11 protein-coding genes are annotated in these 15840 nt (G+C 63.5%); 3 read left to right on the plus strand and 8 right to left on the minus strand.

The genetic code is table 11. The features are described from left to right. Positions 1-87: 87 nt before the first annotated feature. Complete coding sequence (locus MYCSM_RS26515; protein ID WP_015307294.1) at positions 88-1296, minus strand: IS30 family transposase; 1209 nt, start codon at positions 1294-1296, stop codon at positions 88-90. A gap of 102 nt (positions 1297-1398) precedes the next feature. On the opposite strand from MYCSM_RS26515, the gene MYCSM_RS26520 reads away from it, so the two are divergent. Further along, positions 1399-2571 carry a pyridoxal phosphate-dependent aminotransferase gene (locus MYCSM_RS26520; RefSeq protein ID WP_015309259.1) on the plus strand — a complete coding sequence of 391 codons (1173 nt, stop codon included), beginning with the start codon at positions 1399-1401 and terminating at the stop codon, positions 2569-2571. 107 nt (positions 2572-2678) lie between these two features. Here MYCSM_RS26520 and MYCSM_RS35365 read toward each other — a convergent pair whose 3' ends face one another. The 4 genes from MYCSM_RS35365 to MYCSM_RS26540 all read right to left on the minus strand — a co-directional run bounded on the left by MYCSM_RS35365 (position 2679) and on the right by MYCSM_RS26540 (position 7221). After that, positions 2679-4322, minus strand: coding sequence for a PE-PPE domain-containing protein (locus MYCSM_RS35365; protein ID WP_157681400.1), 1644 nt, complete (start codon positions 4320-4322; stop codon positions 2679-2681). An 847-nt stretch (positions 4323-5169) separates the two neighbouring features. Further along, positions 5170-5628, minus strand: coding sequence for an SRPBCC family protein (locus tag MYCSM_RS26530; protein WP_015309261.1), 459 nt, complete (start codon positions 5626-5628; stop codon positions 5170-5172). Between the two features lie 10 nt (positions 5629-5638). Then, positions 5639-6082, minus strand: coding sequence for an SRPBCC family protein (locus MYCSM_RS26535; protein WP_015309262.1), 444 nt, complete (start codon positions 6080-6082; stop codon positions 5639-5641). 59 nt (positions 6083-6141) lie between these two features. Then, a complete protein-coding gene (locus MYCSM_RS26540) occupies positions 6142-7221 on the minus strand; it encodes a CaiB/BaiF CoA transferase family protein (RefSeq protein ID WP_015309263.1) in 1080 nt (359 codons plus the stop codon). A gap of 124 nt (positions 7222-7345) precedes the next feature. Here MYCSM_RS26540 and MYCSM_RS26545 point away from each other — a divergent pair, with 124 nt between their 5' ends. Both MYCSM_RS26545 and MYCSM_RS26550 read left to right on the plus strand, forming a co-directional pair. Next, complete coding sequence (locus tag MYCSM_RS26545; RefSeq protein WP_051073948.1) at positions 7346-10558, plus strand: adenylate/guanylate cyclase domain-containing protein; 3213 nt, start codon at positions 7346-7348, stop codon at positions 10556-10558. 690 nt (positions 10559-11248) lie between these two features. Then, the gene (locus MYCSM_RS26550) at positions 11249-11989 is read left to right on the plus strand and encodes a methyltransferase domain-containing protein (protein WP_083906349.1); all 741 of its coding nucleotides are present in this window, start codon (positions 11249-11251) and stop codon (positions 11987-11989) included. 14 nt (positions 11990-12003) lie between these two features. Here MYCSM_RS26550 and MYCSM_RS26555 read toward each other — a convergent pair whose 3' ends face one another. Genes MYCSM_RS26555 through MYCSM_RS26565 form a run of 3 tightly spaced genes read right to left on the minus strand, consistent with a single transcriptional unit; the run spans position 12004 to position 15746 of the window. Then, complete coding sequence (locus tag MYCSM_RS26555; RefSeq protein WP_015309266.1) at positions 12004-13539, minus strand: flavin-containing monooxygenase; 1536 nt, start codon at positions 13537-13539, stop codon at positions 12004-12006. Next, entirely contained in the window at positions 13536-14330 is a 795-nt protein-coding gene (locus MYCSM_RS26560) for a phthiotriol/phenolphthiotriol dimycocerosates methyltransferase (RefSeq protein WP_232425668.1), read from the minus strand. Before MYCSM_RS26560 ends, MYCSM_RS26555 begins: the two co-directional genes overlap by 4 nt. 39 nt (positions 14331-14369) lie before the next feature. Beyond that, positions 14370-15746: a cytochrome P450 gene (locus tag MYCSM_RS26565; protein ID WP_198344969.1), complete on the minus strand. Its 1377-nt coding sequence runs from the start codon at positions 15744-15746 to the stop codon at positions 14370-14372. Positions 15747-15840: the final 94 nt, after the last annotated feature.

The following is a 15840-nucleotide window of genomic DNA, read 5'->3' on the forward strand; positions in this document are numbered from 1 at the left end:
GGTTGGGTGCCCGCTCAGCAGCGCGAACGTGGGTTACCCCCACACAAATCGATGCTCAAAGTCAAGTGATCAGTGCAACGTCGGGGTTCATGCTGCTGCTTGGGTGATGAGTGTGTTGAGGCGGTCGGCGGGGGTGTCGAGGTCCAGGGTGGGTCGGGGTCGTGTGTTGAGGGTGTCCTGGATGCGTTGGAGGTCGGCCTTGGTGTGCACGCTGAGGTCGGTGCTCTTCTCGAACCAGAACCGCAGTAGCCGGTTGGTGTTCTCGTTGGAGCCGCGCTGCCACGGTGAGTGGGGGTCGCAGAAGTAGACCGGGGCCTGCAGTTGCAGTGCGATGTCTTGCCAGTTGGCCATCTCGCTGCCGCGGTCCCAGGTGATGGTGCGCCGCAGATGGGCCGGCAGGTCGTTCATCGCTTCGATCATCGCGGTGGCCACCGATTCAGCGGTGTGATCGTCGGGCAGGTGCAGCAGGATGGTGAACCGGGTGCTGCGCTCGACCAGGGTGCCGATCGCACTTGTCCCTCGGGTCCCAAGGATCAGGTCGCCCTCCCAGTGCCCGGGCACGGCGCGGTCGTCAGCTTCGGGGGGACGCTTGCTGATGGTGATCACGTCATTGAACTTGCCGCGTCGTTCGGTGTGGCCGCGGGGTTTGCGCGCCGCCCGTTTGGTCGACAGCCGCCTGTGCAGATCGGCGCGCAGCTGGCCGCGGCCTTGGACGTAGAGGCACTGGTAGAGAGTTTCGTGACTCACCCGTGCCAGCCTGTCATCGGGGTGATCGCGAGCCAATACGTCGGCGATCAGCTTGGGGCTCCACCCGTCGTCCATCCACCTTGTGACCTTGGCGCACAATTGGGGGTTATCCAGACGGAACGCTTTGGGACGCTTGAGCTTCTCGGCGCCGCGGCTATGGGCCATCCGAGCGTGGTAGTCGCCGTCGGCGTTGCTGTTTTTACCTACTTCGCGCCACACCACACTGCGGTCACGGCCGATGCGGCGACCAATCTCGGCGTAGGACAGCCCGGCGTCGAGGCCACGCATGATCGCGATGCGCTCATCGAGGTTGAGGCGATGACCGCGCCCGCCCGGCCGGTCCGGATCACCGGGTTCGACCAGACCGTGAGTCCGTTCGGCGTTCTGTCCGTGCTGCAATGACATAGCGCCAGCCTGACGCCACCACAGGCCCGCCGCCGTCGTCGACACGCCCATCGCTCGCGCCGCCACTTCCAACGGCTCACCCACACACACCCGGTCGAACAACGCCCGTCGCACCCAGCGCGGATGCGGATAACCACTCGGCATGTGCAACCCCCCAAATCAAGGAATGTTGCACTGAACGTATGAATCTGCCATGGATTTCCGTGCGGGTAACCCACGTTCGGCAACGCCGTAGGCTCGACGACCATGACGGTGCGGCGCCTCGAGCCCTATGCGGTCACGATCTTCGCGGAGATGTCGGCGCTGGCTGCTCGCATCGGCGCCGTGAATCTCGGTCAGGGCTTCCCTGATGAGGATGGGCCGCCCGCGATGCTCAAGGTCGCGGAGAACGCGATCGCCGAGGGGGTCAACCAGTACCCGCCCGGCCTCGGCATCGCTCCACTACGCGAGGCGATCGCCGCTCAACGCAAGCGCCACTTCGGCACGGAGTACGACCCCGACACCGAGGTGCTGGTGACCGTCGGCGCCACCGAGGCCGTCGCCTCAGCCGTGCTCGGGCTCGTCGAACCGGGCTCCGAAGTTCTTCTGATCGAGCCGTTCTACGACTCCTACTCCCCCGTCATTGCGATGGCCGGCTGCGAGCGGCGCGCGGTGCCGCTGGTTCAGAACGGCCGCGGTTTCAAGATCGACGTCGACGGGTTGCGCAATGCGGTGACGCCGAAAACGAAGGCGCTGATCGTCAACTCGCCGCACAACCCGACCGGCATGGTGGCCTCCGAGGGTGAACTGAAGGCGCTCGCGAGACTTGCGGTAGACGCCGACCTGCTGGTGATCACCGACGAGGTCTACGAGCATCTGGTATTCGACGGGCACCGCCACACCCCACTAGCCAACTATCCGGGTATGAAAAACCGAACGGTCACGATCTCCAGCGCGGCCAAGATGTTCAATTGCACTGGCTGGAAGATCGGATGGGCCTGCGGCGCAGCCGATCTCATGGCCGGCGTGCGGGCCGCCAAACAGTACCTCTCCTACGTCGGTGGTGCGCCGTTTCAACCGGCCGTCGCCCATGCGCTCAACACCGAGGAGGCATGGGTGGCCGCGCTGCGGGACTCCTTGCAGGCCAAGCGCGACAAGCTCGGGTCGGCGTTGGCCGAGCTGGGGTTCGAGGTGCACGACAGCTTCGGCACCTACTTCTTGTGCGCCGATCCGCGACCGCTCGGGTATCACGACAGCACGGAGTTCTGCGCGCAATTGCCGGAACGCGCTGGGGTGGCGGCGATCCCGATGTCCGCGTTCTGCGATCCGGGTGCCGAGCACGCCGACGCATGGAATCACTTGGTGCGCTTTGCCTTCTGCAAGCGCGATGAAACGCTCGATGAGGCAATCCGGCGGCTCGGTGTGCTGCGTCGGCACTGAGCTTCTGTGACGATGGTGCGACATCGAGCAAAGTCCCGCTGCCCCGAGTCCAGCAACTATCAGCGAAGCTGTAGAGCGCCTAATGACTCGAAGCCACAGGGCGAGCGCTACTTCGAGCCTTCCTCGGCGGCTTTCGAGAGCCCGCCAAGCGTGGAGCTGATCGACTTCGCCACGCCGGCAACCGAATTCGTCACGCTGGAGAGAGCAGTCCCAATTGGGTTGTTCGTGGCCTGCGACCCGGTGGACGAGCTAGTCCGTGGCTGCGGGCTCGGCGCGCCGAGCGAGCTCCTCAATACGTTGAGGCGCGGGCCGGGGTTCGAAGTGGATGGCTGCGGGTCATTCGGCGGTTGCGTGCCAACGTTTGTCACGCTTATCCCGGGTAATGGGCTTGCGCTGTTTTGCGGAGTCGCCGAGGAGGTGGGATCCGTGGTAGCCGGCGTGCGGTTCGTCCAGGCGGTCGCACGGTCGACCGCTGCGGCTCCGGCCGGCGGTTGGCCAGCAGCCGAGGCGGGACTCGACAGGGCATTCATCGGATCCAGGGCTGACCCGATACCCGCACCGGTCGATGCGGTCGGGCTCGCCAGCATGCTTGCCGGGAGCAGACCCAAGAACCCGCCACCGGGCGAACCGAACAGCACAGGGATCGTCGGACTGGTGCCCGCAGTTGGACTGCTGGGTGGCGGCATCGGCTTGCCGTCAAGGCCGATCGTCGCTGAACCGCCGACGCCGTACGGACCTGGCCGTGTGGTTCCGAAAGGACGACTTCCCGTGAAGTCCCCGATTCCGTTGTCCAGTCCTGTCGGAACCGCAATTAAAAGGTCGGTGGCAAATGTCGCCGGGTTGGGGAAGTACAGCGGATTGGCAGGCGTTGGCACACCGGGTGAGGTATTGCGATCGTAGGCCGACTCGACGATGACGCGCAGCGGCGGATCCAAAGTATCGGCCAGCGGGAAGCCGATGACCGGGATCGATTCCAGCGGCATGAGTAGCGGCAAGGGGTACGTCGGAATCAAGTAGTAATGCGTGTCGCCGTAGGTACCTTGATCGATGGCCGTTGTTGGGTCCGCGTTGGGGTACTGCCCGTGCAGGTAGTAGAAACCCATAGCCGCGTTGAGATCCGCGACCGGATTAAGCGGATTGACCGGGGCGTCGGAGATGCCGTCGTATTGCCGTGCGATGTCGTATGTCGTGATGGTGGCGTTGGGATCGTTCGCACAGTTGCAGTTGGGCACGCCCGCCGTCTGAGTCGGCGTGGCGCCACTGAATGTGAGGCCGAGAATCGGGATGGTTCCGAACGCCACCCCGCGCTCGAGGATGCCTCCGTTAGGCCTGTTCGGGTTCGCGACCAATACGTAGATCGGATGTACGGCGCCTGGATTGCTGGGGAAAGCGGCGTTCCAGTCCCGCTTGTATTGCGTCACCACTGTCGCGCCTTGGGAGTAGCCCCAGAGTGTGTCCGTGCTGGTCGAGTTCAGCGGACGAAGACCGGGCGACGTCGGGGTGCCTTCAAGATTCCGCACTCCGGTGGCGACCGATTGGTCGTATGTCGGAGAAAAGATAAAGCCGGGCGGCGTGACCGGCCAGAACGTGGCCGGATAGGGAACGAGGATGATCGGGTCGGGCGTAGGGGCGCCCACGGCGTTGTCGTACTTCTGGGCGAACGCGGGGTATGCGCTGTCCGGGATCTGGTTGAAGGCGCTGTTGGTGCCCTTCACGATGTACGTAGCACTCAGCGCGACGACCGCTGTCATCGTCTGATTGACGCCCAGGAGAAGCGCAGACCCGACGGCTGCCATGGCAACCAGGAGCACATGCACCGCTCGACGCATCCGACCCCGTGGGCAAGCGGACGGTGTTGACGTCCTAGCCGACAACGAACCGTCGACTATTCGCGATTGTCGGTAGCCGAAACTTGGCCGTTGATATCTAACTGCGTGCTTCACCTGGCCCCAGCCCCCTCGTGCAAATTAGCTGTAGGACCCCCCGCGGGCGAGCTTAGGCGTCTATGGCCAAGATCACAAACTGCAGCCGAGATCATAGCGAAGCTCAATGGGAAGTCCGATCACAGCAAACGCTAAACATTCTGAGTGCTAGTGAAATACCGCTCTTCGCCGAAATCCCCGTGGGCGCGACTCAGGCCAGCCGTTGTGCGAACGCCATCGCCTGCACTCGGCAACGTCCTCACCCGGCTGACCTCCGGATTTACCTCCTAGCCAACACCGCATGCGTTACTTGGTGCGAAATGCCGCATATTGCCTATCACGATGCGTAGCAACCACTTTCAGTGCTGTTGGCGCCACTACCTATAATACTGACCGTCGCGTCATGCCCACTGGCTCAAACAGTTTCGCGTAGAGCTCAGCACATGTGGCTCTCATCCTGCTGATTCATCAGCAAAATCAAATAGTGCCGCAGCGAATTTGACGGTTCGAGTGTTGCCCATCGCCGCGCAGGGTGAATAGACCTCACCCACTGGGGGATTGACGCCGCCAGACCGTGCCAGCGAAGGGTGGTGGGTACAGCTTGCGGGTTGGGAAACAAGAAGATTCCCGCTGGCATATTGCGCGCAACCGCAGGCGTGAAGCCGCCTATTCCGATCTACTCGGGTTGATCGGAAGCCTTGCCCCGCAGTACCCGTTGTCGCAGGCCCTCGTTCGCCGCATCGATGATCGTCTTGCCGGCTCGCTTGATGAAGTAATCCGGAATGAGTGAATCAGGCTCGACGGTGACGTCGACAGTGACGGTGGTGGACGTCCCGACGTGATCGGGCCGCAGCGTGTACTCGACGTGTTGGGCATACTGTTGTTTGGTCTGCGCCGCGTCCCATACCAACCAGTCTGGCCCCCAACGAAATTCGAGAAGCTCCTCATCGACGCGACCGAGCACCTTGACCGCTAGCCGAACGTGGTGCGGGCGGCCGTCGTCATATCTGTCCAGGATCTCCACGCGCCGGTAGGCGGGTGTGTACGACAGCAGGGCCTCCACGTCGGCCAGCGCATCCATGATGGCTTCCGGCGGCGCCTCGATCACGAGCTTGCGTGATGTTCGGACGGCCATGACGCGAACCCTACGACGCGTATTTCTCCATGACCTGCTTGCGCAGACTCTCGGTTGCGACGTCCAGCACGATCTTCTTCGCGCGTTTGATCAGGAAGTCGGGGATCGGCGCGGCGAGGTCGAGGATGATGTCGAACCGCACCCGCGTCTTCTCTTCACCTTCGGGCGTGAGGTTGTACTCGACGTGCTGGCCCCGCTGTTGAAAGGTGTCCTTGGCATCCCACACCATCCAGCGGGGACCCCAGTTGTACTCGAGCACCTCTTTGTCGGTGATGCCCATGATCTTGAAGGTTGCCCTGACGTGACGCGGCTTGCCGTCGGGATGCCGATCGAGAACCTCGGCGTGTTTATGAACCGACGACCACGTCGGCACCGAATCGATGTCGGCGAGCGCGTCCAGAATCGCTTCGGGCGTGGCCTCGAAGACGACTTCTCTCGATGCTCGGACAGCCATGTTGGCAAAGTCTAGCTAACTCGTAAGCCTCGCGCAGCCCAATTCGCAGCTAATTTGTCTCACCAGTCGATTTCGTCGATCGGAGTGGTCGATTGCGGCGGTGAACCCACCGGGCCGGATGGAGTGCGCGAGAACCGCGGAGCAGGTGCAGCCTGATCAACATCATTGGATGTCACCAGTGTTGAGCGCGCCCTGAGGTGTTCATTCTGCGCTGCTTCACGCCAGGTGAGCACGGGTGTGACGCATGCGTCGGTGCCCGCGAAGATCTCCGTCCATTCGTCGCGGGTCTTGCCCGCAAACTTGTCCGCGAAAAGTTCGTGCACTGCGGGGAAAGCCGCCGCGTCGAGCTGGTTCGGCACGTCGTCCGTCGTCAAACCGAGGCCGGCGAGCAGTTGCGCGAAGAACTGGGGCTCGATCGCGCCAACGGCCATGTACTTGCCGTCGGCGGTTTCGTATGTGCGGTAGAACGGCGCGCCGCCGTCGAGCATGAACGATTCGCGCTCGTCATTCAGCGAGCCGGTCGCCTTCATCGTCCATGCCATCTGCGCCAGGATCGATACTCCGTCGACCATCGCGGCGTCGATCACCTGGCCTTTTCCGGACCGTTCACGCTCGTACAGCGCGGCGACGATGCCGAGCAGCACGAACATCGATCCGCCGCCGAAGTCGGCGACCAGGTTCAGCGGCGCGACCGGCGGCCGGTCGCGGTAGCCGATCGCCGACAGCGCCCCCGTTTGCGACAAATAGTTGATGTCGTGGCCGGCGACCTTCGCATACGGCCCGTCCTGGCCCCATCCCGTGATCCGCGCGTAGATCAGCCGCGGGTTGACGGCCGCACATTCGTCGGGCCCGATGCCGAGCCGCTCGCAGGTGCCGGGCCGGAATCCGTCGAGCAATACGTCGGCCTTGGCAGCCAACTCCAGCAGCTTGCCCGGCTCGCTTTTCACGTCGAGATCGACGATGCGCTTGCCGCGATGCAGTAGGTCGAGGTTTTCCGCCGGCATCTGCAGGCCGCCTGGCCTGCGCACCCGCACCACGTCGGCACCGAGGTCCGCGAGCACCATCGCGGCGTGCGGACCCGGGCCGATGCCGCCGAGTTCGAGTACTTTTACCCCGGCAAGGGGTCCGTTTTGGGTCACCGGTGCAACGTAACTCAGCGGCCCTAGTCAACCCGTTGATACGTGTTTGCGCCCGGAAGCGTCGCACGCGTCAATATCGTCATTTTTGCCCAAAGGGCGCGGCGGGAAGCCATACGCTTGCCGAATCAGTCAGTCAGTTTGGGCCGACGAATCGGCGGGGGATGCAAAGGCGCCGGCGACGGAGGTTTGCCGGTCGTGTGGAGCGGCGCCGCAAGAGGGCGCCCGATACTGCGGCGCATGCGGGTCACAGTTGGCGGCTGCGGTCGAGGCGGCGGAGTACAAGCAGGTGACATTGCTGTTCGCCGATGTAGTGCGCTCGATGGACATCGCAGCCGCGCTGGATATCGAGCGGCTGCGCGAAATCATGACCGATTTGGTGGAGCGCTCCGCGGCGGTGCTGCGCCGCTACGGCGGCACTGTGGAGTACCACGGCGACGGTGTGATGGCGATCTTCGGCGCTCCGATGGCGTTGGAAGATCACGCTTTTCGCGCATGCCTAGCTGCCATGGCCATCCAAGAACAAGCAAGCCGATTAGCTGCCGACGTGGCCCGCCACGACGGCGTCGCGCTGCAGCTGCGGGTAGGCCTCAACTCGGGACGAGTGATCGCCGGTGAGATCGGTTCGGGGTCATTGGGTTACGCCGCGACTGGCGAGCACGTCGGGTTGGCGCAGCGGATGGAATCAGTGGCCCCCCCGGGCGGGGTGATGCTGTCCGAGCCGACCGCACGACTGGTCGAGCACATCGCCGTGCTGGCCGAACCGGAATGGGTGCACATCAAAGGAGCCAACGAACCGGTGTGCGCCCGCCAGCTGGTGGCAATCCCGCCGCGCCACAGGCTCGTCGCGCGCACCGAGGCCTGCCTGGTCGGCCGGCGCTGGGAGCGGGCGGCCCTCGAGGAGAGCTTGGACCGCACGATTGGTGGCCGCGGTGGCGTGGTGACTGTGGTGGGCGCGCCGGGTATCGGCAAGTCCCGGGTGGCCCGCGAAGCCGCGGCAACCGCGGCCAGTCGCGGAGTCGAGGTGTTCTGGGCCTTCTGCGAATCCCATGCGCGCGACATGCCCTTCGGGGTGGTGACGGAACTGCTGCGGGCAGGCAGCGGGGTGGCCGACGTCGACGGCGAAGCCGCCCGCGCGCGGGTGCGCGCTGCTGCGCCGCCGGATGCCGACCCGCAGGATCTGCTGTTGCTGGATGATCTGTTGGGCATCGCCGACCCCGATATTCCGCTGCCTGCCATCGACCCCGATGCGCGGCGGCGCCGGCTGACCGGGCTGATCAACACCATGTGGCTGGCGCGTGCCCGACCGGCGCTGTTCATCCTCGAGGACGCGCACTGGATCGATGCGGCCAGCGAGTCAATGATCGCCGACCTGCTCGCCGTCGTTCCGCGCACCCCGTCGATGGTGCTGATCACAGCCCGGCCCGAATACCAGGGAGCGTTGATCCGGCTTGCCGGCGCGCAGACGATAGCGCTTACCCCGCTGGGCGATTCGGAAACCGCGGCGCTGCTCGCTCAGCTGTTGGGGTCGCATTCCTCGGTCGGCGACCTTGCGGCGATCGTCGCCGACCGTGCCGCCGGAAACCCATTTTTCGCCGAGGAAATGGTGCGCGAGTTAGTGCAGCGCGGCGCGCTGACCGGCGAACACGGTGGCTACATCTGCCGGTCGGACGCCACCGAGGTGGGCGTGCCCGCGACTGTGCAGGCGACTATCGCGGCGCGCATCGATCGCCTGAACAGCCGAGCCAAGCGGACGCTGAACGCCGCGTCGGTGATCGGAGCGCGCTTCGGTGCCGAGCTGCTCACCGCGCTGGAGATCGATTCGGTTGTCGACGAACTGATGACGGCCGAACTCATCGACCAGATCAGGTATTCCCCGGACGACGAATACGCCTTCCGGCACCCCTTGATCCGCGCGGTGGCCTACGAATCACAGCTCAAATCCGATCGTGCGCAGCTGCATCGGCGGCTGGCCACTGCCATCGAAGAGCGTGATCCGGTGTCCGCTGACCCAAATGCGGTGCTGATCGCCGAGCATTTGGAGGCCGCCGGCGAGCGCCACGCTGCATACAGCTGGCACATGCGTGCCGCAGGCTGGTCGACCCACCGTGACATCCCCGCGGCGCGTGTCAGTTGGGAACGAGCTCGCCAGATAGCCGACGCGTTACCCGACGATGACCCGGGGACTATCTCGATGCGTATCGCGCCCCGAACCATGCTCTGCGGTGCCGGCTGGCGAGTCGATGCGCACATCGCCGGCCACTTCGAGGAGCTGCGTGAGTTGTGCACGCTCGCCGGCGACAAGGCCTCCTTGGCCCTGGGCATGACCGGCATCGTGATGAGTCACATGATGCAAGGCCGTTTCCGCGACGCATCGCGGCTCGCGGCCGAACAGATGGCGCTGCTCGAGTCGATCGGCGATCCTGCCCTAACCGTTGGGGCGGGGTTCCAGGCGATGATCATCAAATACCGAAGCGGCGACATCGCCGACGTACTGCGGTGGTCGCAGACCGTCATCGATTGGGCCGATGGTGACCCCACCAAGGGCAACCTTGTCCTCGGATCCCCGTTGGCGGGCGCGCTGATGTGGCGCGGCGTGGCTCGATTCTGGCTGGGCCACGACGGGTGGCGTCAGGACCTCGACGACGCCGTCGCGATGGCCCGGGGTAGCGACCCTGCCACCCGCGCCCTGGTCGTCTATGGGAAACACGGCTGGGCGACTACGCATGGAGTACTCCTGGCCGATGACACCACGGTGGGCGAACTCGACGAGACGCTGCAGATCGCCGAACGATCGGGTGACGACACCGCCGTGGGCCTCGCCAAGTACGTGCTGGGGGTCGCGCTGGCACAACGTGATGCCGATGCCGACCGGCAGCGTGGACTCGAACTGATGGAGCAGGTGCACGACATGTGCCTGCACGGGCGGTTCTACCGTAGCGAGCTACCGGGCATCGAGGCGGCTTACGCAATTGAGAGGTTCCGGCACGGTGACCTCGACGGTGCAATACCCATGATTCGGAAAGCTCTGAACGATCTCGTCGAAACGGGACAGCTGATGTACGGCGCTCCGGGCACCGCCTTCCTGGTGGAGATGCTCCTGGCGCGTGGCAGCGAAGCTGACATGGCCGAAGCCCAGATTGCGATCGACCGTGCGACGAAGCTGCCGCCAGACGAGGGGTTGGTACTGCGCGACATCACGCTGCTGCGGGCGCGCGCCCTGCTGGCCCGCGCCCGCGGCGACGAGGACGCGTACCGGGACTTGGTGAATCGCTATCGCGCGATGGCGGAATCCCTTGGGTTCGAAGGGCATATGGCGATCGCCGCGACGATGACATGACCGCGGCCGCATCGATCTGGGCAGCCTGTTGCGCCGAACTACGAGACAACAACAAGTTCTCAATGAGGCACCCGAATCGCCGTGTCGCCCAAGCCTGCCGAGTACAAGCAGGTGACGGTTCTGTTGGCCGACGTGGTCCGCCTCCTGTATCGCGACGATCCTGCTCACCGTCAGTGCCGCTATGGAATTTGCGATATCAAGTCCTACTCGCCGAGGTGCACGCCGCGCGGGAGACTGCCAGACAAGGCGACGACGACTAAGTAGCACCGCGCCAAGACGGGCGAAATTGCAGTAGGGCACTACTGGGCTCGCTTAGCCGAATGCGAGTGACGATGCCTATCGCAGAAAGCGCTACCGAGCGGAGCGCCGCACAGTACCCGGCGCGGGCATATATGGATCGTGCGTCGGGGTTGGGCAGTGCGCGAAACGAGCGAAGGGGGCAACGATGACGCTACTCGCACCGATTGAGCCCGGGGTTGTTCCCCGACGCGCGATTGACATCCCGGACGTTTCGGCGGACCGGGGAGTGTCACACGGATTTGCGCGTGTTGATCCCGGCGACCCCTTCTTCTTCGACCATCCGCTCGACCACGTGCCGGGCGTGCTCCTCATGGCAGCCGCGTCACCACGCAGCGCATTTGGATCCTCCCGCGTCGACGCCTCTCGCATGCTGTTCAGACCCGCAGCAGGATGCGTCGCATGACCACCACGATGCCTTCAGCGCTGAGCAGGGCGCTCGAATTGGTCGCCGAGCCGCCGACACCTCCTGACGTCAGCAAGGGCTATCTCGATCTGCTGGGTGGCCGCTCCACCGACGTGCCGAAGAACACCGGGCCGATTCAAAAGGTGTATGCGTCGTCGCTGGGTTCGTTGTTTTTCGACTACGCGCAGGTGCTGATGCGAAAGCTGCTCAGCGCAACGCAGCATCCCACCGAGTGGCTGAACATTCCGCACGGCGGGGTGGCGCTGGACGTAGGCTGCGGACCCGGAAACGTGACCGCGTCGCTGGCTGACGCGGCCGGCTCCTATGGACTCGCCCTGGGCCTGGACATTGCTGAGCCGATGCTGGCGCGGGCGGTTCGCGCCTACTCCAGGCCCAACGTCGGGTTTTTGCGGGCGGATGCTCAGCGACTGCCACTGCGCGACGACACCGTCGATGCGGTCTTGTCGATCGCCGTATTGCAATTGGTGCCCGATCCCGCGTCAGCGGTAGCCGAATTCGGGCGGGTGCTGCGGCCCGGCGGGCGACTGGCCTTGCTCGTGCCCATCTCGGACCACGCGAGCCGGTACTCGTGGTTGTTCCCCAGCGTAGGTGCCCGGTTCTTCGGCGACGACGAACTCGGTGACCTTCTCGAGGACGACGGCTTCTTGGGCGTGCATACCAAAACTGTCGGCCACCTGCAGTGGGTGCACGGCAAACACGCGAGCTGAAACCACACCCCGCCCTACGGGGGCAGGGCTTCCCCCTGAAGGCTGCGGGGCTTAGAAGCAAATCTCTGTCTGCCGGTAAAGCAGTAGTCGGCGAGTGGGAAGCGGTGGCTGCGCCAGTACGCGGCGATGGTGTTGGCGGGCCGCAACGGCACATCGCCGTTGTTGTCGAAGTAGTAGCTGTTCGCGAACTGGCAGCTGTGCTGCCAGAAGATCTGGCGATGGCGCTTTCGCATCATCTCCGCGAAGTAGCGATCATTGGCTTCTTGGCTCACTTCGATCCGGCTGGCGCGCCTGCGGGAGGCGTGCTTCAGGCACCGGACGATGTGGTGCGTTTGCGACTCGATCAGCGCGAAGTAGGACGACCCGACAAAGCCGTACGGCCCGAACACGGTGAAGAAGTTCGGGAATCCCGGGATGCTCACGCCCTCATAAGCCTGTCTCCGATGGTCATCCCAGAACCGGCTCAAGGATCGACCCCCGGCCCCATTGACCGGGTACGTCAACACGTCGCTCCATCCACCGAAACCCGTTGCCAGGATCAGCACGTCGACCTCATGGGTATCACCGTCGGCAGTCGCCACACCTGACCCGAGGATCGTGTCGATCGGCTCGGTGACCAACTCGACGTTGTCGCGGTTGAAGGTCGACAAGTACGTGTTGTGAAAGCCGGGCCGCTTGCAGCCCGGGGCGTAACGCGGCGTGAGCTTGTCGCGAACCAATGGGTCATCGACCTGCCTACGCAGATACGCGTGACCAGCCTTCAATGAATACTTGGCCATCGGGTTGACCGTGAAGTACTGCGCCGCAAGCGCAAACGTCAACTCGACGTAGACCTGACTGATGAACCGCTGGATAGCCCTGCCCCAGGGTAATCGCATCGCCCAGCGCGCAGCGCCGGAAAGCGGAATGTCCAACTTGGGAAAGCACCAGATCGGTGTGCGCTGAAAAACGGTGAGGCGCTCGACGATTGGTGCGATGGCGGGAATGACCTGCACAGCGGATGCGCCAGTTCCGATGATAGCGACGCGCTTGCCGGTCAGATCCTCGTCGTGGTCCCACCGCGCGGTGTGCATGGTCGGACCTGAAAATGAGTCGACACCATCGATGTCTGGAATCTTGGGCATGATCGTTATCCCACACGCGTTGACGAGGAATCGCGCCGTAATGACGCGCTCGGGTTCGATCCGAACGCGCCAGCAATCCGACTCGTCGTCGAAGTCGGCGCCGAGCACCTTGGTGTTGAACCGAATGTGGGGTCTCAGTCCGTATTTGTCGACACAGTGTTCCGCGTAGGCCTTCACCTCACTGCCGGTGGCGTAGGTCCGCGACCAGTTGGAGCTTTGTTCGAACGAGAACTGATACGAGAACGATGGAATGTCAACGGCAATACCGGGATACGTGTTCCAGTACCAGGTGCCACCGGGTTCGCCACCTGCCTCGATGATCAGGTAGTCGTGCAGGCCGGCCTTGTCGAGAGTAACCGCGGTGCCGATGCCGGAGAACCCGGCACCGACGATCAGGGTGTGATAGTCAGGTGGTGGGGCTTTCACGATGCTGAAATGATCCGCGCAAGATCGGACGCTTCGACCCAGCTGAAGCGGTACATCCGGAACGAGTACTTCCCGCCTTGCATCGCGCGGTAGAACGGCGAGCCTTGGATACCGACGAATTGGCGGGAGACGCCGCGCAGATATTTCGGCACTCGGTCGATCAGCTCCATTATTCGCTGAGTATTCATCTCCATGCCGAGCAGGACCTGCGTATTGATGTTCTCGGAGGAGAGCATCCGCATGGGAGCGCCGGCGAGCGCCGCCTCCCAATCGGCGACGCTTTCACTAGGCCGAAGATCGGCGTACAGGAAGTCGCCTCCCGGTCGGAGGACGCGCGCAACCTCCGTGAGGAAACGCGAGAAGTGAGGATAGGCGCCCGAAGATTCGATATTGATCACCGCATCGAAGGATTGGTCAGGGAAAGGCAGCCTCTCGGCGTCGCCGTGCACGAAGTCCACGCCCGCGAGATTGTGTGCTTTCCGGCAAAACGCTATGCCAGCCCTGTTTCGGTCCAGCCCGGTGTAGGAGACCGGGTGCAAGGTGCGCATGAGGTAGGAGGCCCCGCCGCCGTGACCGCAACCGACTTCCAGTACGCGCTTGCCCCTCAAGTCGGACTGGGTCGCTACGCGATGGTAGAGCTGGATGTGGAACCGGTTCGGCTCGTCGGACTCCGCCAGCGGGACGGCCATCGGCGGATCTTCCTCGTAGCCAACGTTGAGGAAGACCACATCATCGGCGGCAACTAAGCGAGTTTGGGTGCGATAGAACAACTTCGAGACGAACCGATTCATACCCAAGAAGTATGTGAATTCCATGGGGACCCCTCCAATTCATTGTGAAACAGACATGTGTTTAAAGTCCGAGCCGTCGACCCGGCGAATGCGCATCGGGAGACCGTCGAGGGGCGCCGGCGCTGCGTTCTTACTCCATTCCAACGTGTAGCCGGGACGCAGTTCGATTCGATGGTCGAAAAGCAAATAGTGGACCAAGACCTTGACCAGCATCGCCGCGAAATGAGTACCGATGCATTTGTGTGCGCCCGCACCGAACGGCACGAAGGCAAGACGGTGTGACCTGTCCTCACGCCGTGTTTCGCTGAAGCGCTCAGGATCGAATGCATGTGGGTTCGTCCACATGCTGGGCCAATAGTGATTGAGCCACATGACACTGACGACCATGGTGTCTTTGGGCACGAAGTAGCCCCGAATCGCGGTGTCCGCCAGAGTTTTTCGGATCGCCCCGGGAACCGGAGCCAGCAGCCGCAGCGATTCGTTGATGACCATCCCGAGCGAGTGCATGCGGCTCAGCGCATCCAGATCGAGTGGGCCCCTCCCGATCTCATTGACCGACTCAGCTCGAACGCGGTGCTGCCACTCTGGATGGAGTGCCAACTGGTGCAAGACTGCCGTCGCCGTGGTCGAGCAGGTGTCGGTGGAGGCCATCATGAGAAAGATCAAGTGATTGACGACGTCTTCGTCGGTGAACTGGTTGCCGTCCTCGTCGCGGATACGGCACAGAGTCGCGAACAGATCGTCGCCGCTGGACTCCCGTTTCGCGTGCAACCGGGAGTGGAAATACTGCTCGAGTACGCGTCTGCCTCGCACGCCCGCCGACCAACGCGAACCAGGAACCGGAAAACGAACCACGGCCGTGGAGGCGCGTAAACAGTCGGTGAAAGCCTTCGCCATCATCTGGCTTTGCGGGCCGGGTTCGTCGCCCATGAACACTGCCGTCGCAATATCGAGAAGAGTGCGTTTAAGGAAGGGGTAGATGAGCAACTCGTCGGACGCAAGCGCCGCCGCGGCGTCCCGGCCGATCAGGTCCATCGAATTCAGGTAGCCGCTCAGCCGCTCCCGCGTGAATGCTTCCTGCATGATCCGACGATGGAAATGGTGTTCCTCGGCGTCCAGGAACATCAATCCACCCTTGAAGAAGCGGCCCAAGAAGAACTCCGCACCCTTCTGGGAGAAGGCCTTTTCCTTATTGGCGAACACTTCCTGCGTCGCTTCGGGTCCAAACGCCAGGACGATCGGCATCCCAAGCCCACTCGACCAAGAGACTTCACCGTAGGTTTCTAGGCGGTGCTCCAAGAACTCGTTTCCGAGCGCCGCCGCTGTGACCGTATGGCCGAGAATCGGGATGCCTTTGTCGCCCGGAATCGATTGCAGCCCAGTATGATCCGGCGCAGGCGCAAGGCCGGACGGCACGGCATTCCTATTCAGCAGCCTACGAGCAGCTGCCGCTGCCACTACGCGGGCAACGCCTGCCGTCCGCCGACGTGCATCCTCGACATATTGGGTG

This window comes from Mycobacterium sp. JS623 (assembly GCF_000328565.1).
GTDB lineage: Bacteria > Actinomycetota > Actinomycetes > Mycobacteriales > Mycobacteriaceae > Mycobacterium.